At 47.5% G+C, this 21,109-nt stretch carries 19 protein-coding genes and 1 pseudogene; 3 read left to right on the top strand and 17 right to left on the bottom strand.

Features of this window, described 5'->3' with window-relative positions:
- The 3 genes and pseudogenes from C942_RS20090 to sstT form a co-directional block, all read left to right on the top strand.
- Positions 1–357: pseudogene (locus C942_RS20090) on the top strand (hypothetical protein); the annotation flags it as partial.
- Between the two features lie 7 nt (positions 358–364).
- Complete coding sequence (locus C942_RS20095) at positions 365–2,092, top strand: BatD family protein (RefSeq protein WP_007469672.1); 1,728 nt, start codon at positions 365–367, stop codon at positions 2,090–2,092.
- Between the two features lie 286 nt (positions 2,093–2,378).
- Positions 2,379–3,626, top strand: a complete 1,248-nt coding sequence (sstT, locus tag C942_RS20100; protein WP_007469674.1) for a serine/threonine transporter SstT — start codon at positions 2,379–2,381, stop codon at positions 3,624–3,626.
- A gap of 92 nt (positions 3,627–3,718) precedes the next feature.
- On the opposite strand, the gene C942_RS20105 is transcribed toward sstT, so the two are convergent.
- The 17 genes from C942_RS20105 to C942_RS20190 form a co-directional block, all read right to left on the bottom strand.
- Entirely contained in the window at positions 3,719–3,919 is a 201-nt protein-coding gene (locus tag C942_RS20105) for a YtxH domain-containing protein (RefSeq protein ID WP_007469676.1), read from the bottom strand.
- Positions 3,920–4,043: 124 nt separating this feature from the next.
- Complete coding sequence (gene hypB / locus C942_RS20110; RefSeq protein WP_007469678.1) at positions 4,044–5,054, bottom strand: hydrogenase nickel incorporation protein HypB; 1,011 nt, start codon at positions 5,052–5,054, stop codon at positions 4,044–4,046.
- Between the two features lies 1 nt (position 5,055).
- On the bottom strand, positions 5,056–5,397 hold the full coding sequence (gene hypA / locus C942_RS20115; protein ID WP_007469679.1) for a hydrogenase maturation nickel metallochaperone HypA: 342 nt from the start codon (positions 5,395–5,397) through the stop codon (positions 5,056–5,058).
- 42 nt (positions 5,398–5,439) lie between these two features.
- The gene (gene hypE / locus C942_RS20120; protein WP_007469681.1) at positions 5,440–6,432 is read right to left on the bottom strand and encodes a hydrogenase expression/formation protein HypE; all 993 of its coding nucleotides are present in this window, start codon (positions 6,430–6,432) and stop codon (positions 5,440–5,442) included.
- A 17-nt stretch (positions 6,433–6,449) separates the two neighbouring features.
- A complete protein-coding gene (hypD, locus tag C942_RS20125) occupies positions 6,450–7,562 on the bottom strand; it encodes a hydrogenase formation protein HypD (protein ID WP_007469683.1) in 1,113 nt (370 codons plus the stop codon).
- Positions 7,559–7,816, bottom strand: a complete 258-nt coding sequence (locus tag C942_RS20130; RefSeq protein WP_007469685.1) for a HypC/HybG/HupF family hydrogenase formation chaperone — start codon at positions 7,814–7,816, stop codon at positions 7,559–7,561. The genes hypD and C942_RS20130 overlap by 4 nt, the downstream gene beginning before the upstream one ends.
- A gap of 34 nt (positions 7,817–7,850) precedes the next feature.
- Positions 7,851–10,247 (bottom strand): carbamoyltransferase HypF, encoded by a 2,397-nt coding sequence (gene hypF, locus C942_RS20135; RefSeq protein WP_007469686.1) that lies wholly within the window; start codon positions 10,245–10,247, stop codon positions 7,851–7,853.
- A gap of 16 nt (positions 10,248–10,263) precedes the next feature.
- Positions 10,264–10,842, bottom strand: a complete 579-nt coding sequence (locus tag C942_RS20140) for a HupE/UreJ family protein (RefSeq protein WP_007469688.1) — start codon at positions 10,840–10,842, stop codon at positions 10,264–10,266.
- 34 nt (positions 10,843–10,876) lie between these two features.
- On the bottom strand, positions 10,877–11,701 hold the full coding sequence (gene fdhD, locus C942_RS20145; RefSeq protein WP_036801305.1) for a formate dehydrogenase accessory sulfurtransferase FdhD: 825 nt from the start codon (positions 11,699–11,701) through the stop codon (positions 10,877–10,879).
- 88 nt (positions 11,702–11,789) lie between these two features.
- Positions 11,790–13,847: a sigma 54-interacting transcriptional regulator gene (locus C942_RS20150; protein WP_007469692.1), complete on the bottom strand. Its 2,058-nt coding sequence runs from the start codon at positions 13,845–13,847 to the stop codon at positions 11,790–11,792.
- A 219-nt stretch (positions 13,848–14,066) separates the two neighbouring features.
- Complete coding sequence (gene fdhF, locus C942_RS20155; protein ID WP_083882381.1) at positions 14,067–16,211, bottom strand: formate dehydrogenase subunit alpha; 2,145 nt, start codon at positions 16,209–16,211, stop codon at positions 14,067–14,069.
- Between the two features lie 25 nt (positions 16,212–16,236).
- Positions 16,237–16,785, bottom strand: coding sequence for a 4Fe-4S dicluster domain-containing protein (locus tag C942_RS20165; RefSeq protein WP_036801309.1), 549 nt, complete (start codon positions 16,783–16,785; stop codon positions 16,237–16,239).
- A 225-nt stretch (positions 16,786–17,010) separates the two neighbouring features.
- Positions 17,011–17,469, bottom strand: coding sequence for a hydrogenase maturation peptidase HycI (hycI, locus tag C942_RS20170; protein ID WP_007469698.1), 459 nt, complete (start codon positions 17,467–17,469; stop codon positions 17,011–17,013).
- A complete protein-coding gene (locus C942_RS20175; RefSeq protein ID WP_007469699.1) occupies positions 17,466–18,005 on the bottom strand; it encodes a formate hydrogenlyase maturation HycH family protein in 540 nt (179 codons plus the stop codon). The genes hycI and C942_RS20175 overlap by 4 nt, the downstream gene beginning before the upstream one ends.
- A complete protein-coding gene (locus C942_RS20180; RefSeq protein WP_007469701.1) occupies positions 17,995–18,804 on the bottom strand; it encodes an NADH-quinone oxidoreductase subunit B family protein in 810 nt (269 codons plus the stop codon). The genes C942_RS20175 and C942_RS20180 overlap by 11 nt, the downstream gene beginning before the upstream one ends.
- Positions 18,801–19,349 carry a formate hydrogenlyase complex iron-sulfur subunit gene (locus C942_RS20185; protein ID WP_007469703.1) on the bottom strand — a complete coding sequence of 183 codons (549 nt, stop codon included), beginning with the start codon at positions 19,347–19,349 and terminating at the stop codon, positions 18,801–18,803. Before C942_RS20185 ends, C942_RS20180 begins: the two co-directional genes overlap by 4 nt.
- Positions 19,350–19,359: 10 nt before the next feature.
- Positions 19,360–21,105, bottom strand: a complete 1,746-nt coding sequence (locus C942_RS20190; protein WP_007469705.1) for a hydrogenase large subunit — start codon at positions 21,103–21,105, stop codon at positions 19,360–19,362.
- Positions 21,106–21,109 lie beyond the last annotated feature (4 nt).

Here is a 21,109-nt window from a genome sequence, read left to right on the forward strand (position 1 = left end):
AATCAGCAGAATCAGCAGAATGCTGACAGCCAAAAGAGTGAACAGCAAGAGTCTGGTGAGCAACAGCAGGATAATAATCAACAGGCACAGAATAAAGACAGTAAACAGAGTGAAGCGGATAAGGAGCAATCCTTAAGCCGCCAGCAAACTGACAACAAAGATAACGGCAAACAGCCGGAGAAAGCTGAACCTGTGGCTGTTAACAGTAAGGAGCAACACAACTCACTGTCAGCCAGCGACCCTGTACTGAAAAAGCTAGAACAGGTGCCTGATGACACCAGTGAGTTGATTCGTGCCCAATTGATCCTTCAGGCACGTCAGAAAGACGCTCCGCAAGCGACTGAGAATTCATGGTAAGACATAAATGGATATGATGAAGAACAACAGCATCCCACTTATCGGCAACTTTCGCCGGGCCTGCTCAGGCATCAATAAAGGGATTATCTACAGCATACTGGTTATGGTATCAGCCATAATGATGCCCTCGTGGGCTCAGGCAGCACAAGCAGTGGCCACAGTGTCAAAAAATATCGTTGCCGTTAACGAAGTGTTCCAGCTGACTGTTGCTATTGATGACAGCGTCAGCAGCAACGCATTAGACCTTTCACCACTGGATAAAGACTTTATCTATGGTACGCCAAACGTCAGCAGTAACACATCTATGATCAATGGCGTGGTTACCCGCAACACACAATGGCGGGTTGCAATCGCAGCGAAAGAGATTGGTGACTTCACTATCCCGAGTTTCCGTATCGGTGCAACAACAACCGAGCCGATTGTCCTCACCTCAATGAAAAGCAGTACAACCAGCTCGAAACCACTTAACCAGCCAGCTATCCGACTTGATGCCGACCTGGACAAAAAGCAACTCTACGTCGGAGAGAGTTTCCGCTACAAAGTTCGGCTGCGCATTGGTGAACAAATGAGCCAGGCTTCTCTGGCGCCACCTTCCGGTGACGGGCTTGAAGTGAGGCAAATAGGTGATGATCGCCAGACAGAGACCGTTCTGAACGGTCGCCGCTATGTGATCATTATGCGTGACTACCAAATCACGCCGACCAAAGCAGGCTCAATTACCCTTAAGGGAGCTGAATTCAACGGCAGTGTGATCAAAGGTGGCCGTGGTTTTGGCTCCCGTTTGCAGGTTCCTGTCACTCAGCAACCAGAGGACATTACCCTTTCCGTCAAAGGCAAACCTGCTGGTTATCAGGGTCTGTGGATCCCGACCGAAGATCTTCAACTTGAGCAAAACTGGCAACCGGCTGGCGCTGAGCTGAAAGTCGGTGAACCTCTGACCCGTATAATCAGCCTGCGTATCAAAAATGCTGAACAGAGCAACATGCCGAACCTGACACTGCCCTACCCGAATTCGGTGAAGGTCTATGATGAAAAACCGGTTTACGGCAATGAAGGGGATTATACGGTGATGACCCTTAAACAAGTGATCATCCCACGCTCTGAAGGCAAACTATCACTTCCTCCTTTGGCTGTGAACTGGTGGAATACTCAAACTGATAAACAGGAAACCAGTAAGATTGCAGGGAGGGAACTCAACGTTCTGCCTGGTGATAACACCAATAATATTGTCCTGCCGTCTGTCAGCAACTCTGTTCCCGTACCACAGGATCAACCAACGGCTCCGGTTGAACCTCAGGTGATCACACAGGTAGTCACAGATGCAGGCTTCTGGCCGTGGCTGACAGCTTTGTTTGCCGCGTTATGGCTGTTCACTACGGTTCTGTGGCTGAAAGCCCGATTCTCAAAACAGCATGTGATTGTGCCTGGCAGCGGACAAAAAATAGTTCCTCCTACTCCTCTTACCGGGATGAAGCAAGCCGCAGAAGCTAAGGAGCCGATTAAAGTTCATACCTATTACAAGCAATGGGCTGAGAGTAATCCGGAACATCCTCAGCAGGAAGCACTTCACCAACAAGTCACCGCAATGATGAATGCGCACTTTGGAAAAGAGCCTGAGCAATGGGACAGTAAAGAGCTGATAAACCTGCTTCGTTCACTGAAAAAGAACAAACCAGCAAAGAATAAAGTAATTTCAGAAAATCAGGCACTGGCTCCGCTGGTTCCTGAAAGATAATTACAGTTATTCGCCCTGCCTATCCTTAAAAATTAAAGCTCGCGCCTAACGCGAGCTTTTTCTTAACATTTTTCCTTTCCCACCTGTTATTCATTGTTAACGTGCCACTCTGCAAAAGCCCCATATTTAAAGCGTCGCCCTCAAATAGCAAAAAATCACGTTAAAGACTTGTAAATTTAAAGTTTATTAAAAGAATAGTGGAAAAATTACAACGTTCCTGTTAAAAACAATTCTGTGAGTAAAATATAATGCTTCAACCATATAATAAATTTATACAGGAATTAGTATGAACCAAGCACAACAACCCTTTTTAGCCCGTGTTGCTAACGGAAGTCTGGTTGTCCAGATTCTCGTTGGTATCATCGCCGGTATCCTCTTTGCGTCTGTCGCACCGGAATCAGCAGTCAAAGTCGGTTTTCTTGGTGGCCTTTTCGTTAGCGCCCTTAAAGCCGTAGCGCCGATCCTGGTATTTATCCTGGTAGCCTCTTCTATTGCAAATCAGAAGAAAGGCGCTCATACCAATATGAAGCCAATCATCGTTCTGTACCTGTTCGGTACACTGATGGCTGCCCTGACTGCTGTTATCATGAGTTTCCTTTTCCCAACCACTCTGACTCTGGTAGCAAGCGCAACGAGTGCCACTCCACCGGAAGGCATTACTGAAGTTATCAATACCCTACTGTTCAAGATCGTTGATAACCCGGTTAACGCTCTGATGACTGGTAACTTCATCGGTATCCTGGCATGGGCTATCGCACTTGGCTTCGCACTGCACCAGGCAAGTGATGCTACTAAGCAGGTTTTCCATGACGTTTCTAACGGCATCACTATGATCGTTCGTTTCGTTATCCGTCTGGCTCCTATCGGTATCTTTGGTCTTGTTGCTAACACTTTCGCGGCAACTGGTTTTACCGCTATTGCTGGTTATGCTCACCTGCTGGCCGTTCTGCTTGGCTCAATGTTTATTATCGCGCTGGTTGTTAACCCGCTGATCGTTTTCTACAAAACCAAAGAAAACCCATACCCACTGGTACTGCGCTGCCTGCGTGAAAGTGGTATCACTGCTTTCTTCACTCGTAGCTCTGCTGCAAACATTCCGGTTAACATGCAGCTATGTAAAAACCTGGATCTGCACGAAGACACTTACTCTGTATCTATCCCTCTGGGTGCAACCATCAACATGGGTGGTGCGGCAATCACTATCACAGTGCTGACTCTGGCTGCGGTACACACACTGGGTATTCAGGTTGATATGGCAACAGCAGTACTACTGAGTGTTGTAGCGGCGGTATCTGCATGTGGTGCATCAGGTGTTGCCGGTGGTTCACTACTGCTGATCCCTCTGGCTTGTAGCCTATTTGGTATCTCGAATGACGTTGCAATGCAGGTTGTTGCTGTTGGCTTCATTATCGGTGTGATTCAGGATTCTGCGGAAACAGCACTGAACAGTTCAACAGACGTTATCTTCACAGCAGCCGCATGTAAGGCAGCTGAAGCAAAGATGGAAGCGTCTGAAGTGGCGCAGCAATCATAAAAAATATAAGCAAGCACACACATCGCAAATAACAAAGAGGCAGCCAACTGGCTGCCTCTTTTATTATCTTTTTTGTTCCCGCTAATTGGCTGTTACTGAGCCTTTGATTTCAGCTCTTCGAACTTTTCACTCAAATCACTTGCCACATCTGAAGCTTGGTCAGTAGCATCCTCAAATGCATCATGAACCTCTTCCATTGAGCGAGAATCTGTCAAATCTTCAATTTGGTCTTTATATGTAACGCCAATATAAATACCAACGCCCACCAAAGCCAACATAATGTACTTCATCATGAGTTTTACTACCTGTATATAACCAACATTTTGATTATATCAGCTTGCCGGGGCAGGCTCATAAAAATTCCACAGAAAAATACCAAACGTCGGCAAACGTGCTTTAAATTAACGTATTGTGTGATTAAAGGCGTGACACTTTCTCAGCCAGCAGACCTTTTAACCAACTGGTCCAGGCCTCCATTCCCTCGCCGTTCTTCACCGATAACTTAATGACCTGAATATTCGGATTAACCTTACGGGCATTCTCGATACAGCGTTCAATATCAAAATCGACGTAAGGCAAAAGATCCGTTTTATTAATGATCATCAGTGAAGATGCTGCAAACATATTCGGATACTTCAGCGGCTTATCTTCCCCTTCGGTTACAGACAGAATAACCACCTTACTATCTTCACCTAAATCAAAGCTGGCAGGACAAACCAAATTGCCGACATTCTCAATGAAGACAATTCCCGACTCCTGAAGATCCAACTGATGACAGGCATCATGGACCATCTGAGCATCAAGGTGACAACCTTTTCCGGTATTAACCTGAACAGCCGGAACTCCGGTTGCACGAATCCGATCAGCATCATTGCTGGTTTGCTGATCCCCTTCGATAACTGCACACAAATGATCATTTTTCAGCAACTGAATGGTTTCTGTCAGTAAAGTAGTTTTACCTGAGCCAGGACTGGAAACCAGATTCAACACCAACTGACCGCCAGCACTGAAATGCTCCCTGTTATGTGCAGCCTGATGGTTGTTATTACCCAGAATGTCCTGTTCGAGTGTCAGCAACTGGCGCTGCGACACACCGGCGACATGCACCTGAGCTTCGCCTTTTCCATAATGCAAATCGCCATGCTGCATTTTTTCCGGCTGATGATGATCACCATGAACATGGTGTACTTCGTGTTCATGGTTATGCGTTGAAGAAGGTAAAGATGCTGCACTGCTAGCATCATAATGAACATGATGGTGAACATCGCCCTGATGGTAATAATGGTGATGAATCACCACTGGTTGCTGTGTTTCAGGCGCAACATGCGGGTGTTGATGATGGTGAGCTGTATCATGATGATGATCGTCACCGTGACTGTGGTGGTGCCCCTCGATATGACTGTCACCGCAACCGCAGACATTACACATATTATTCAACCTCTATATCTTTAATTTTCAACTCTTCGCCGGTTTCGATTGCCAGCCGGTATCCCTGGCAATTCGGGCAACACATTCCACGGGCCTGAAGCGAAACGGACTGACAACAGTCCTCGCACCAGGCCTTTGCCGGGATCATTTTAATTTCCAACCCGGCCCCTTCAGCCATCGTTCCCCGACAGGCAAACTCAAACCCGGTCTGTAACGCCTGTGACTCAATACAGGACAGGGAACCAATTGCCAGCCTGACTTTGGTAACCCGACGAAAACCTTGTTGCCTTGCGTGTTCAACAACCGCATCCACGGTATTCAGGCTCAGAGACAATTCGTGCATGACTTTTCCTTTATCTGATGTCTTTCACTGTTTCTGAGTGTTTCAGCAAATACGAGGCAATAGCTCACCGCCCGGTAAATCTAAATACCGACGACTTCCCCAAGGGCTATTCAGAATGACTTTATTCGGTGTAGCGGCTTCAGCCCTGCCGACAATAGCGGCTTGACCTGAAAACGCTTTAAGCACAGCCAGTGCAGCGTCAGCAGCATCCGTCGGAACGGCCATAACAAACGTTCCTTCATTTGCTAAATCATAAGGATCGAAACCAAACAGCTCACATACCCCGCGGACATGATCACTGACAGGTATAGCCTCTTCATCCAATGACAACTGAACCTTTGAAGCCTCACACCATTCATTCAGCACCGCAGAAATACCGCCACGAGTCGCATCTCGTAAGCTGTGAATAGGAATATTCTGCTCAATACAAGCATGAATAACCGGCCATAATGTTGCGCAGTCGCTTTGTAACGGGCTCGACAATCTCAATGATTCGCGGGCAGATAACAGACAAGCACCGTGACAACCGATATCACGGGAAATAAGAATGGCATCACCGGGACAAACATTACGTGCAGAAATCCCCGGCTGGCGGATATGGCCGATACCTGTGGTATTAATAAACAAGCCGTCAGCGCAACCTTTCGGTACCACCTTGGTATCACCGCAGACAATACGAGCTCCTGATACAGTCAGTTCCTCCGCCATGGATTTAACAATCTGCTCCAGTTCATCAAGCAACAGACCTTCTTCAATGATGAAACTACAGCTGAGATACTGTGGTTCTGCCCCCATCATCGCCAAATCATTCACCGTTCCGGCAACGGCAAGTTTGCCGATATTACCGCCAGCAAAAAACAACGGTGAAACAGTAAAACTGTCCGTTGTCATCGCAACGCTGCCATTACATTCCAGTACCGCTGCATCCTCTGTACGAAGGAGAATGTCATTGCCTAAATGACGGAAAAAAAGCCGGTTGATTAATTGATTCATTTCCTGACCGCCGCCACCGTGGCTAAGTTGGATTCGTTTCATTTCTTTCTCCTTCAAAATCAGCCAAGGTAACGGTAATAGGCATTGCAGGCGCCTTCTGAGCTCACCATGCAACTACCCATTGGGCGATTAGGTGTACAAGCTTTGCCAAAAACTTTGCAGTCCGGCGGTGTTGCCAGACCTTTCAGAATGTCACCACAACGGCAGTGCTTGTGATCGGGGGTATAGATGTGAGTGAAATGTTCCGCGAACTTGAGTTCGGCATCACGGTGCTGATATTCAGGTTTCAGCTTCAGCGCAGAATGCGGGATATTCCCCAGGCCACGCCAGTTAAATTCATTCCGCAAAGTGAAAACCTTATCCACCTGCTGCTGGGCTGTAACATTGCCCTGATAACTCGCAGCGCGGCGATACTGAAGTTGTAATTCAGCCGAACCGGATACCGCTTGTTCAGTAAGCATCAACACAGATTCAAGTACATCAACAGGCTCAAAACCGCCGACTACCAGTGGGACCTGATAGCCTTCAACAATAGGCTGATATAACTTAGCACCGGTGATCACACTGACATGAGACGGACCGATAAAGGCGTTAATGCAAGATTGACCATCGGCCAGCACTGCATTCATTGCCGGGATCACCAGCACATGATTAATATGGAAATAGAGATTTGCGAGCTGTTGCTGCTCAGCACACTCCACCAGCAATGCGGTCATTGGCGTGGTAGTTTCAAAACCGATGGCAAAATACACCACCTGCTTATCCGGGTTTTCGCGGGCGATTTTTAGCACATCCATTGGGTCGTAAACTGCTTCAACATGACCGCCTTTTGCCCGGCATTGCGCCAGTGTGCTTTTTGAGCCGGGAACTCGAACCATGTCTCCCAGCGTAACCAGAATCACATCCGGCAAACCAGCCAGAGCAATAGCCTGATCAATGCGTTCTTTCGGCATAATACAAACCGGACAACCCGGCCCGTGAACAAATCGAATGTTATCCGGCAGTAACTGCTTCAGACCGTATTTCATGATGGTATGAGTATGACCACCACACACTTCCATGATATACAGCGGGTGTTCCAGCAACTTGGCTTTATCAGCGATTTTTTCAGCCAGCGCTTTAATCACATCCGGCTGGCGAAAACCTCGGTAAAGATCGACATTCATACTCATGACAACAGTCCTTTCACGTCATCTTCATCCATTTCTGCGATTAACTGTCGGTAAGCTGCCAGATTTTCCTGCGCTTCATCCAGATCCATTTTGCTGATGGCAAAACCGACATGAATTAAAACATGATCACCGCAGGCCAAAGGCTCCGAAATCAGATGGGTACTGACCTGGCGTTGAACACCCAAGGTTTCTACCAGCGCAGAAGACTGCTCCGGGTAGACTTCTACGATGCTAGAAGGAATACACAAACACATTATTTCCTCGATATATGAACATGGCCTTTTTACATCACGCCTTTGCGTCATGATGTATGGCGTACCACAACTGACCTGCGGCTAAACCTCCGTCGTTAACAGGAATCGTCTCGCCGCAATATAAAGGTTGGGGTGATGCTGAAAACAACTGATGCACCCGGTTAAGAAGGATTCGGTTCTGGAATACCCCGCCGGATAACACGACGGGATAATCAGAATAAGATGAAGCGATTTTTTTTATGCTGACAGCAATGGCATCAAGCAAAGCTATACTGAAATTTTGAATTTGAGTGGAAGTAAATTCAGAGTGGTTTAATTTCGATGCGTGAAGCGTTTTTTCCAACAGAGGTTGCCAGTCAATTACACCGTCATCAGTAACCGAAAAGCCGTCTTCGCCACAAGCCGTGACACTGTCACCCAAATGAGCTGCCTGCTCAAGCAACAAACCACACTCGCCCTCGTAGTCCACCTCATCAACCAACTCCAATAACGCAGTCCAGGCATCAATTAAGCGGCCCATTGATGAAGTAAATGGAGAACGATTCCCCGAACGCCACAACTGGTAGAGGTTGTCCATTTCGCTTTCGGACCACCGGTTAAACACACCAAGCCGCATTAGCTTGATTTCATCTAACTCATAGCATTCCAACAGCATGGCAAGGACAAGACGTGCTGGTTGTCTTATCGCTTTCTCTCCACCGATGAGACGAAAAGGACGCAAGTGGCAGACACGCTCAGACTGTTGCGTATTGGCCAGCAATACTTCTCCGCCCCACACCGTTTCATCATCACCCCACCCCGTACCGTCAAAGGCAAAACCCAGAACAGTCTGAGTCAACTGATGCTCTGCCATCACTGACAGAATATGGGCATGGTGATGCTGAACCTGAATCAGATTAGACTCTGATTCACTATCTGAACCTTCTTGTGAAATTCGATCTCTGGCAACACGAGTTGAGACATAACCCGGATGCTTATCGCAAACCACAGTTGATGGCTTTACGCGATACAATGATTCGAAATTATCAATGGTTTCGAGATAGCGTTGCTGGGTGTCGATATCATCAATATCACCGACATACGGCGACATAATCCATTGCTGCGGCAAAGCTAAACCTATCGATGCCTTCTGCTGTGCCCCCAGCGCCAGAACCGACTGCTGCCCTGTTGCTATAGATAAATGTTGACTATATGGCGCGTATCCACGAGCCATTCTCAGCACGCGGGCTTTACTTCCAGCAATATGAACCACACTGTCATCACAAGCGTGAAGGATGGGACGATTATGATCGAGAATACCGTCGATTAAGCCACCAAGCTGCGCCTTTACTTCATCGAATTCAGTGGTAATCGGCATCCCGGAGCGATTGGCACTGGTCAGTACAACAGGGAAATCCAGAAGATCGAACAAAAGCGCATGCAAAGGGGTGTACGGCAACATAACTCCGAGATAAGGGCCGGACGCTGCAACATTATTGGCAAGCGAGCTGAAACCGGAATGCTTACGCATCAGCACTATTGGCTTGGCCTGAGACTGCAATGTTTGCCACTCCTGTTCATCACCATGAACCAGAGAGCGAGCCATTTCACAATCGCTCACCATCACAGCCAAAGGCTTTCGCCGACGCTTTTTAAGCTCTCGTAAACGGGCTACAGCCTTTAAATTGCGAGCATCACAAGCCAGATGAAAACCACCCAGCCCTTTGATGGCAATTACGCCTCCCTGTCGGATAACATTAGCCACCCTTTCTATTGCTTCATCCTTAACAGCGTTCTGAATGCCATTAAAAGACACATAGCGAATCTGCGGGCCGCAATGAGTACAGCTTATCGGCTGAGCGTGATAACGGCGATCCAGCGGGTTCTGATAAGCGTGTTTACATGGCTGGCAAAGTGCGAAATCACGCATTGTTGTCGCCACACGATCATAAGGTAACGATTTGATGATGGTGTAACGCGGGCCACAATGCGTACAGTTGGTAAACGGGTAATGATAAAAACGGGAACTGGGATCGCGCACTTCTGCAAGACAAGCATCACACAGCCCCTGATCAGGAGAGAGGCAAACACTGGTGCTGTTTCGCTCACGACTTTGCTCAATGGTGAAATCATCCACTGAATGAAGCGGCTTATCCTCAACAGATATCTGATCAATCCGGCTCAGCGGCGGCGCCAGTTCGGAAAGTCTATTAATGAACTCACGAACTATTTCCGCTTCCCCCTGAACATCAACTTTGACGCCTTCGGAGTCATTAATCACTGTTCCTGCAAGTTTTAGCCGGGTTGCTTGTTGGTAGACAAACGGCCGGAAACCGACACCCTGCACTATACCTGTAATATGTATAAACTTGCGTTCAGGAATGCCATTAACATCATTAATTTCGCTTCCGCAATGCATGTCTTTACCAATATTCCCGTTTACCATCTTCATCTTGCTACTTCGTGGATTAAGACAGCATCAGGGAGCCACCAAATACGGCCATCACCGCGCCGGTAACTCGCATAACACGACGATTAGACGAACAGGCAGCAATAAGCTGAGCAAGAAAAATACCGGTAACATGCAACATTGCGGTTGCCAGCACAAAGCCGCTGAAGTACCAGAATGCCTGAGAGTCCATCGGCATTTCCATACCGTGTGCCATACCATGAAACAATGCAAAGCCCATTACTAAAGCCAGAATCGCTTTTTCAGACAAATGAGCACCAGAGCAAAGCATCACGCCCATAGCAACGACAGAGATTGCGATACCTGTTTCAACGCCCGGAACAACCAAACCGGATACGCCAAGCGCACCACCAATTATCATCACAGCAACAAAAGCCAATGGCATACGAAATTTCGCCTTACCGCCAACCAGAGCAGCCAGCATTCCCACACCCAGCATGACGCTAAGGTGATCCAAACCTGTCAGTGGGTGGATAAAGCCGCTTTCAAAACCATGTGAACCAATATGACCGGGATGAGCCAGCGCCAACGGAGAAAACAGAGCAAACAGTGCTGGTAATAAATATTTCTTTTTCATGTGAAATGTCTTCTGAAAATATAAAGGAAGGAAATCAAATCATGCCGTAGACACGCTCCGGGTGGGCATACACATCTGCACGCCCCGGACGACAATATCCAAGCAAAGTAACGTTAAGTTTTTCTGCCAATTCAACAGCCATATTTGTGGCCGATGAGATAGCGAGGAGTATTTCGATGCCGGCGGCAGCAGCCTTCTGTACCATTTCAAAACTGGCGCGACTGGTCACTAATACTGCACCGCCTTCTAGCCGGTGGCGGTGGATATATCCCACCAATTTATCAAGCGCGATATGGCGACCGACATCTTCAAAGATGGCTTTTACCTGACCGTCTTTATCCAGGTATACCGCAGCGTGAGCAGAACCTGTAAGCTGATTGAGCTGCTGTTTAGCTAACAATTGCTCAAGCGAGCTTTCCAGTTTGCAGATATCAAACGTTGAAGAGGTCGTCAGCGGTGACAGGATCCGGCATACGGTTTCCAGCTTTTCCTCACCACAAATGCCACACCCGGTCATTCCCGCCAGAGAGCGACGTTTTTCTTTCAGCGTTCTCAGACAACGGTTTGCGACCGTAACATCAACAGCAATACCATTTGGGCCGGGATTAATTTCGATATCATGCACTTCCCGGTGATGTTGAATAATGCCTTCAGACAACGAAAAGCCGATAACAAAATATTCGATATCCCTTGGGGTACACATCATTACGGTATAAGCAATTCCATTAAATGAAATGGCAACCGGCCTTTCTTCAATAATATAATCCCTGTCCTCCCAGCTTTCCCGCCCTTTACGAAAACGAACAATAGGCAATTCAAGAGCATGGTTGGACGTTGGAACTGAAATCAATTCACTCATATTCAGGCTCAAATATACTTTCTCATTTGCATACAGATATCCCCTCCCAGTCCAATAGGAAGGAGTTGCATTTAACTATTAATCATTGTTATGCGTTGCTGACTAACGCATCATTCAGATAATCATCACTCTTAATTCCCATCTTTTGCATTCGGGATAATAAGGTTGTACGTTTTAGTCCTAATTTAACAGCAGCCCCTCTGGCACCACCAATAATCCCATTACTTTCTTTAAGAGCACTTATAATCGCATGACGTCCTGTCTCACCCGCAGATAAGTTAATTACCGGTGGATTATTAGACTTAATATCTGCCGACATTTGCTTTCTGGCGAATCTAAGTTCATCAACAGGTACATTTAATACATTGCCTCGAGTCAGTATGACTGAGCGTTCAATGATATTTCTCAATTCCCTGATATTGCCCGGCCATGGAAAACCGGATAAAGACTCCATTGTTTTAACCGGGATCTTATTAATATCTTTACCCATTTTTTTAGAAAGAGTCCGGGTAAAGTGTTTCACCAGTAACGGGATATCTTCAGGTCGCTCCCTGAGCGGTGGAACCCGGATTGGAAATACATTCAGTCGATAGTAAAGATCGCTGCGGAATTCCTTTGATTCCACCATAGATAAAAGATCCACATTTGTTGCACATACGATGCGGACATCCACAGGAATAAGTTGGTTACGCCCTACTCTTTCGATTTCATTTTCCTGTAAAGCTCGCAGTAGTTTAGGTTGCAGATCCAATGGCATATCACCGATTTCATCAAGGAAAAGCGTCCCTTTGTGAGCTTGTTCAAAACGCCCCACTCGCTGACTTATGGCTCCAGTAAAGGCCCCGCGTTCATGACCGAAAAGCTCACTTTCAAACAAACCGGCTGGCACTGCTGCACAGTTCATTTTCACCATACGGGTTTTACTGCGACGACTCAATTTATGAATCGCTCTGGCAATCAACTCTTTACCAGTACCCGACTCTCCCAGAATCAGAACAGTACTGTCACAGTCGGCCACCATCGCCACTTTCTCCAGCACCTGATTCATCACCTCACTCTGGCTGATAATGTCATCGAAAATTGCGTGCTCAGTGTAGCTGTCTTCTATCGTGATATAGTCCGTTTTCGGTGCTGTGCGGATAATCGCCTGATGCACTTTCAAGCTGTGGATTGCCATCGCAACCCTGGCTGCAATCGGCATAAACAGCTCAACATCAGCGGCCTTAAATGGCGCGTTTTCCCGCTGCATGTAACAAATGTAGCCATTAGTATGATTACGGAATATCAACGGCACGATACAAGCGCTTTTCACCTGAACGGGGAAAAAGGGAACGTTGTTTTCAAGACTCAACTGACGAATATCTTCAGCAGAAAGAAATACTGGCTTCTTTTTTTCGACGGCATCCTTGATCACACTATCGTTGGTAAAAAAATGACAGCGATAATCAATCTTCCCTTCGTTATAACCACACGAATGCTGACCATAATGTCCTTCATGTGGCTGGATAATAGATAGATCACTAATACCGAAATACTGATACAAAAATTTCAAAAGAGCGGTCATCAGTTCTTTTTTTGTACTTCGGCTTATTACCGCGTTAGTAACATCAACCAGTAACTGGTAGTTGCTGTCATGCTGAATCATCTGCTGTGTCACACTAGACACATGTTCATGCTCAATAATATGTTCAACAATAGATGCGATCATATTAGTGAACAGCTTTAATTGTTTTTCAGCCCCTTCATCATCACGCAAATTGATGTTAATAAACTCAATCGCACCCAATGGCTTACTGGCAGAAAAAAGAGGTATTTTACAATAGCTACTGATATTCCGATAAGCCGGGTGTTCTTCTAATTGTGGATAGCTGAAATAAAGCGCATCCCCTTTAATATCATGGGTACAGTCATCATTAACGATACCATGTACCTGCATACTACTCCGGGTATATTTGAAACGCTGTACACTTTTATCATCATCACAGTAATAAAGAATATCAGGATCATTTTTCAGAAAAATATTGACTCTTTCAACCTGAATAAACAGCAAATCATTATTGTTCAAAAAATTCATCAGGCTGTTGATGTCATTGCTCGAAAGCAGCGCCCTGGATAGATTCTTCAAATCGCTTTCGAAATGTTCCATTGTCCGGTCATCCATATTGCTCATTCAAATGGGTGATCAAGATCACCAAATCATTTGTAATACAATTCTGTTCTATTCACGCTGCCGGGCATTGATCTGAATCATCTGAATTAACAATACCAAATCAAAGGCATATGCCATTTGAGCAACTTAATTTACTGAAAATGATATAACTGTGATTTCCCCGACATCTGAAATGCCGGGGAAAACACATCACAGTTACGCGTTGGCCACCTGATTTCTCAAGCGAGCTTTCAAATTACTGTATTCAGTCTGTACGTAATTTTCAGCCCAAACCTGATCCTCAATTGGCTCAACTTTCACCGCACAATATTTAAACTCCGGAGTGCTGGATACCGGGTCGAGGTGTTCAATGGTCAGCTCATTACAAGCACCGATCCACCATTGATACGTCATATACACCACGCCCATATTGATCCGCTCACTACAGTTAGCACGGGAAATCACCTTACCGCGACGGGAAGAAACCCACACCAGTTGCTGATCTTTAATACCCAGTGCACGGGCATCATCAGGATGCATCTGTACATAACCCGGTTCATCGGCCAGGGTCTGCAAAGCAGCACAGTTACCCGTCATGGAGCGACAAGAGTAATGGCCGACCTCGCGAACGGTTGAGAGTACCAGCGGATAATCACTGTCCGGCTGTTCTAGTGGTGGCCGCCATTCCGCCGCAACCAACCGTCCCTTACCTGAAGCCGTGGAGAATTTATTACCCTCAAACAAGTACGACGTGCCCGGATGGTCTTCTGTCGGACAAGGCCACTGGACCGATTTGAGCCCTTCCATTTTTTCATAAGTCGCCCCGTAATAAAGCGGACACAAACCGCGCAGCTCATCCCAGATTTCTTTCGTATTGCTGTAGGCCATCGGATAGCCCATACGTGTTGCCAGCAGACTGAAAATTTCCCAGTCCGGTTTCACATTTGGCGGCGGTGTCACTGCCTTATAGAAACGCTGGAAGCCACGGTCGGCACTACTGTAAACACCTTCATGCTCACCCCAGCTGGTTGCAGGGAAGATCACATCAGCCATTTCGGCTGTCTGGGTCATGAAGATATCCTGAACAATCACCAGATCCATCTTGCGCATGGTTTCACGCAATGCAGCCAGATCCGCTTCTGTCTGAGCCGGGTCCTCACCAAAGACATAGAATGCCTTACAGACACCTTCATCCACTTTATGGCCAAGATCCGTCAGGCGATAACCAGGTTTGGCAGGCAGGCTGACACCCCAGGATTTCTCGAATTTCTCACGGATACTGTCATCTTCAACAGACTGATAACCCGGGAACTGATGAGGAAGCATCCCCATGTCGCAAGTACCCTGAACGTTGTTCTGACCGCGAACCGGACCACAACCGACACCACGGCGGCCAAAGTTACCGGTAAGTAATGCCAGCGAAGCCAGGCCACGCACCACATCTACAGCCTGTCCGTACTGAGTTACGCCCATGCCCCACAGAATCATAGACTCTGATGCTTCAGCATAAGTACGGGTTGCCTGGCGGATTTCCGCTGCTGTCAGGCCGGTAATTTCTTCAACCGATTCCGGTGTATAGTTCGCGACAATCTTGCGGAACTCTTCGAAACCTTCGGTGTATTGCTGAACATACGACTTATCGTACAGCTCTTCTTCGATCAGCACGTTTGCCATCGCATTAACCAGCGCCATATTGGAGCCGTTCTTCTGCTGCATCCACTGATCGGCGATCCGGGCCGATTCGATTTTGCGCGGGTCGCAAACAATTATTTTGGCACCTTTAGCACGTGCCTTAAGAATGTGCCTTGCTACAACCGGGTGAGAATCAGCCGCGTTGTAACCGAATATGAGTAAACATTTAGCATCTTGAATTTCGGGAATGGCGTTACTCATAGCACCATTACCTACTGTTGTCTCCAGACCGGAGACTGAAGGAGCGTGTCACACCCTGGCACAGTGATCGACGTTGTTTGTCCCGAGGACCGCCCTTGCAAATTTCTGCATTACAAAGTTGGCTTCGTTACCCGGACCACGGGCAGAGCCGGTTGTCATAATGGCATCAGGACCATATTTCTTCTTGATCGCCAATAGCTTTTCGCCGGCGAACTCCAGCGCTTCATCCCAGGACACAGCCTCTAGAGCCGCATCACGGGTACGGCGGATCATCGGCTGCTTCAGGCGTGGCGTCAGCAAGTTTGTATCATTGATAAAGTCCCAGCCGTAATAGCCTTTCAGGCAAAGTTCGCCTTCATTGGTACGGCCATTGGCAGGCTCTGCTGCAACGACTTTGTCGTTCTCAACAACCAATTTTAATTTGCACCCTGTTCCACAATAGGGGCAAACAACAATGGATTTTTTCATAACAACCTATTTAAAAATCTGTTTATCAAAGAGTGGGAACCAAAGCAGCTCCGAGAGCAGCAGCTTCACGTTTTTGCTTACTGGTTTCACTCAGGGTCTCGGGTTCGATAATTTGTATAGCGCTGGTCGGGCAAACCTGTACACAAGCAGGCCCTTGTTCACGATGGCTACACAAGTCACATTTCAAAGCCAGAGATTTAGGAACATAACGCTTAAACAGCGCAGAGCCTTTATCGTCCTCGACCATTTTGGTCACAATATTCATTGCCCCGTACGGACAGGCAATGGCACATGTTTTACAGCCGATACAGCGAGACTGAATGACTTTGACATGGCCATCTTCAAGGACAATGGCGTTATTGGGGCAAACCTTGGCACATGGCGCATCATCGCACTGGCGACACATAATTGGTGTCGTCACTTCTGCATTCTTCACCAGCGTCAGGCGAGGTGTAAAATCAGACGGGTCCAGTGCGGCAATCGTGTTTTCTTCCTGATGGGAGATCACACACGCCACTTCACAAGTCCGGCATCCAATACACAAATTTGGATCTGCAAAAACAAACCGGTTCATGGTGTATCCCTTATAGATAACGATACATCGAGGTGCATTTTTGCGACCTCGCCCCTTATATGCATTCAGTGTGCCAAAGTGCACAGCCCTGAAAACAAACACTTAATTAATTGAAACTATTCACAAAACAATAAAAAGCCCGGAAAAAACCGGGCTTTGATTTAATGTCGAAACTCAATGTCGACGCTATTCGTCACAAGTGTCGATGACACTCGACACTTTTCGTCAGCAATGTTCGAAGCTCGCTTCACCCTGCCAGTCCTTTAGTTTGTCGTATACTTTTTCAACCGCAGCCTGAACCATCTCAGTTACAGGAAATGAAAAAGCGACAATTGCAGGCTGGATACCGACAAAAACCACTTCGGGAACAAAGGTTTTAAGCTCATCAATAAGGAAATTTAGCGGCAGACTGTGAGTTGACACCACAAACATATCGGCAATGGTATCCGGATCAATGACCCGAATCGTACCAGCAGTTTCACCGATATCAGCCGCATCGACAACCACAACCCGAGCAGGCTGTGCAGCACGGATCAGATGCAGGCAATCTTCAGGCATTGAACCGCCCTCCATTACTTCCCAACCAGCAACCGGCTGCTGTTTCAACTTTTCGGCCAGTAACGGTCCGGCAGCATCGTCTCCCATCATGTTATTACCAACTGTCAGTACGATTTGACGACTCATTTCCCACTCCTGATCATCATGTACATTGACGGCTCGTGATAAATCGCGGTCAGAGCTTCAATAAACCCTTTTGTCAGACGCTGTGAAGTCTCTGACTGGCTTTCTGCTGAAATCGCATCAAATGCACAAGCCAACATATTGATATGCTCTGCATAAATCGTGATTTCCCCGAACACCAGAAAACCATACATCTTGCGATAGGCTTCGCTATCCAGAGGCAGACCACAAATCCAGTCGAGGTAATTTTTACCACTGCATTGCAACACGGCATCCAGACAATCAACAACACCGAGGTGATGCCCAATCGCCAGGCTGTAATACATGATCTGACGCGCTTCTTCCGGCACTTCACTTTCATCGACAAACTTGCGGCTCAGGCTGTAAAAGTACACCTGGCTGTCAAGGTGACGGGATTGAGCGACTGAGCCGGATTGTTCAGCAGATTGGGATTGTTTAGTGAATCCGCTTTTATCAACACGACTACTTTTATTAACACTACCACTGTTATTAACAGACATACTCTGATCAACGGGCATGACACGCAGCTCCTGTCTGTCCGGTCAGCTCCGCCATAGCTCGGCTAAGCAGGCAATTAACGATCTCTGTCTGACGAGGGTCGTTTTTCTCCCGCAGGTATTCACCGACTTTGACATCGACATCGTCCGAGTTGCATGTCACCAACACATCCATCAATTCTTCAGCAATACGCTGGCCCTGGCGATAACCAGCCAGAAGACGTGCTTCCCTTTCCAGCATGACCCGCATATCCAAAGGAATACCGGTATGCTTTAAGCTGGCTTTCTCGTTTTCAGGCTGATGGGTGGTTGCCTTTAATTTCTGGTCCAGCAAGCCCAGAGCAACAGCAAAACCATAAACGGTCGCAGCAGGTGTCGGAGGACAGCCCGGAATATAAACATCAACCGGAACGATTTTATCTGTTCCGCCCCATACGCCGTAAAGGTCATGAAAAATACCGCCGTCGCAACCGCATGCACCGTAAGAAACCACCACTTTCGGATCCGGAGCCGCTTCATAAGCACGAATTGCCGGTGCCCGCATCGGACGAGTTACCGCTCCGGTGAATAGCAAAATATCGGCATGACGTGGTGACGCTACCACCTTGATACCGAAACGTTCAGTATCGTAAACCGGAGTAGTCGCGGCGAAAATTTCAATTTCACAACCGTTACAGCCACCACAGTCAACACGGTACACATAGGCTGAACGTCGAATTTGTTTGATCAGAGCTTCTTTCAGCTTCTGGCTGTCGGGAGCAAGCGCAATCGGTTCGGCCTGAGTGTGAGCCGTACCTGACAGCTGTTTTATTCCTTTCACTCTTCTTCCTCCAGGTAACGCTGGTGACACAAGTTTTCAGCATCAAGCATATTGTTGGTACGACGGCATGACGGACAGGTTTCCAACTGATGACGACGTTGCTCCAGCAGTTCTCCGGTATCGCCACTTTCCGCCAGCATATCAAGGGCATAATCAAGCAGCTTTCGGGCAACAAACGGACGACCGCATTCACGGCAGTTCGCCAGGCTAAATACCGCCTCTTCATACAAATCAGACTTTTTGGTCACAGCCAACTCAAAATCTTCCGACAGTTTAATGGCATGAGTCGGACACACTTCTTCGCAGCGACCGCAATAAATACAGCGAGCCAGAGATAACTCCCAACGACGAGTGCCGTTGGCTTCATCATTTTCCATGATCAACGCATTGGCAGGACAAGCGCGGGTACAGGCACCGCATGAAATACACTGGCTGGCATTGAGCTCTGGCTTACCACGGAAATCCGGGCTGACTGCTAAAGGGGCAAACGGATATTTTTCAGTACTTTCCCCGGTTTTGATGACAGTTTTCAGTAATTTAAACACGACATCCCCCTCATGACAGCTTCAATGGTGAGTTACGGCGGCTGATACTGTATTGCTCAATCGCCTTGTACGGGATGGTTTTGCTGCGTTTCTTGCGGGTATCAACAATAGTGACACGGTCAGTACAGGAGTAGCACGGATCCAGACTACCGATAATCAGCGGTGCATCCGCCACCGTATTGCCACGTAGCATGTAACGCAGTGTCGGCCAATTCGCATAAGTGGCAGCACGACAACGCCAGCGGAACAGCTTCTGATTATCCCCGGTCATACTCCAGTGCACATTCTCCCCGCGCGGTGCTTCGGTAAAGCCAAGAGCAAACTTGTTAGGTACATAGTTGAAACCTTCAGTCAGGATGCTGCCGGCAGGCAGGTGATCAAGGCCATATTCGACAATATTGAGCGAGTCGAATACTTCCCGGATTCTTACTGTCACCCTAGAGCGCACATCGCCGTTTGGCATGGTCTGCAAATCAAGCGGGACTTCACCGTAAGACTCCAGAGACTGACCATGAATAATACGGGTATCTCGATTGAAACCACTGGCGCGGATAAGCGGACCAACCGGGCTGTAATCTCGTGCAATATCTCGGGCCAGAATACCGACACCGTCAATACGGCTGTCGATATTCGGCGTTGCCAGCAGCATATCCACCAGCTCGGTAAATGACTTACGCACTTCACGAACCAGCGCAATCCCTTTAACACGTTGCTCTTTAAGGAAATCGCGGCGTACACCGCCAATCAGGTTCATACCATATGTTTTACGAGCACCGGTCAGTAACTCTGCCAGCTCCATGGTTTTCTCACGAATGCGGAAGAACTGCATAAAGCCGGTATCAAATCCAACAAAGTGACTGGCAAGGCCAATGTTCAGCAAATGACTGTGCAAACGTTCCACTTCAAGCAAGACAGTTCGGATCATCTTTGCTCTGAGCGGCACAGGAACTGACAAGGCGTTTTCAATGGTATTGCTATAGCCTACGCTGTGGGTAAAACCGCAAATACCACAAACGCGATCAGTCAGAAAAGCTACTTCCTGATACCCCATCCGGGTTTCAGCCAGTTTTTCCATACCACGGTGAACATAGAACATGCGGTAGTCGGCATCGACAATATCTTCACCATCGACGAATAAACGGAAGTGACCCGGTTCGTCTGAAGTAATATGCAACGGGCCAACAGGAACAATACGGTTTTTATCGCTGCCAAGCTGGTTATCAAACTGGTAAGTTTCAGTTTCTGAAGTTGGCTGCGGGCGCTGACGGTAATCCATCGCATCTTTTCGTAACGGGTGCAAATCTTCAGGCCAGTCATCCGGCAGCACCAAACGACGTTCATCCGGTAGACCGACCGGATGCAAGCCATACATATCGCGGACTTCCCGCTCCCCCCAGACTGCCGCCGGAATATAAGGCGTGATCGAGATAAACTCCTGGCTTTGCGCATCAACCAGCACCTTCACGGTTACCCAGCTTTTTACTTCGCCTTCCATTGAAAGAGCGTGATAAACAGCAAAGTGACCATTGAGACTGCGTTCATCATTACCGAAGGAAACAGTCAGCCAGCCGCCTTGATCGTAATAAAGCCACTTCATCACTTCGACCAGAGAAGTCATCTTAACCGTAATCGTCACCTGGTTTTCAGTCTGCCACTCTTCATCCAGGATGGCTGAAGGAAAGAAATGGTTAACCCCATCGATGTAATGCTTGCCGATGCGGTTCTGTTGTTTTTGTTCAATCGTTCCGATATCCATTTTT

Source organism: Photobacterium marinum (genome assembly GCF_000331515.1).
GTDB classification, from domain to species: Bacteria; Pseudomonadota; Gammaproteobacteria; order Enterobacterales; family Vibrionaceae; genus Photobacterium; species Photobacterium marinum.

Excerpts from the sequence above, each read along its gene's own strand:
- hypA (WP_007469679.1), bottom strand. The coding sequence starts at position 5,397 with ATGCACGAATTGTCTCTGAGCCTGAATACCGTGGATGCGGTTGTTGAA.
- C942_RS20095 (WP_007469672.1), top strand. The coding sequence starts at position 365 with ATGGATATGATGAAGAACAACAGCATCCCACTTATCGGCAACTTTCGC.
- C942_RS20130 (WP_007469685.1), bottom strand. The coding sequence starts at position 7,816 with ATGTGTTTGTGTATTCCTTCTAGCATCGTAGAAGTCTACCCGGAGCAG.
- sstT (WP_007469674.1), top strand. The coding sequence starts at position 2,379 with ATGAACCAAGCACAACAACCCTTTTTAGCCCGTGTTGCTAACGGAAGT.
- hypF (WP_007469686.1), bottom strand. The coding sequence starts at position 10,247 with ATGAAGATGGTAAACGGGAATATTGGTAAAGACATGCATTGCGGAAGC.
- C942_RS20140 (WP_007469688.1), bottom strand. The coding sequence starts at position 10,842 with ATGAAAAAGAAATATTTATTACCAGCACTGTTTGCTCTGTTTTCTCCG.
- C942_RS20175 (WP_007469699.1), bottom strand. The coding sequence starts at position 18,005 with ATGCCCGTTGATCAGAGTATGTCTGTTAATAACAGTGGTAGTGTTAAT.
- hypB (WP_007469678.1), bottom strand. The coding sequence starts at position 5,054 with ATGTGTAATGTCTGCGGTTGCGGTGACAGTCATATCGAGGGGCACCAC.
- hypD (WP_007469683.1), bottom strand. The coding sequence starts at position 7,562 with ATGAGTATGAATGTCGATCTTTACCGAGGTTTTCGCCAGCCGGATGTG.
- C942_RS20105 (WP_007469676.1), bottom strand. The coding sequence starts at position 3,919 with ATGATGAAGTACATTATGTTGGCTTTGGTGGGCGTTGGTATTTATATT.
- fdhD (WP_036801305.1), bottom strand. The coding sequence starts at position 11,701 with ATGAGTGAATTGATTTCAGTTCCAACGTCCAACCATGCTCTTGAATTG.
- C942_RS20150 (WP_007469692.1), bottom strand. The coding sequence starts at position 13,847 with ATGGAACATTTCGAAAGCGATTTGAAGAATCTATCCAGGGCGCTGCTT.
- hycI (WP_007469698.1), bottom strand. The coding sequence starts at position 17,469 with ATGAGTCGTCAAATCGTACTGACAGTTGGTAATAACATGATGGGAGAC.
- C942_RS20165 (WP_036801309.1), bottom strand. The coding sequence starts at position 16,785 with ATGAACCGGTTTGTTTTTGCAGATCCAAATTTGTGTATTGGATGCCGG.
- hypE (WP_007469681.1), bottom strand. The coding sequence starts at position 6,432 with ATGAAACGAATCCAACTTAGCCACGGTGGCGGCGGTCAGGAAATGAAT.
- C942_RS20190 (WP_007469705.1), bottom strand. The coding sequence starts at position 21,105 with ATGGATATCGGAACGATTGAACAAAAACAACAGAACCGCATCGGCAAG.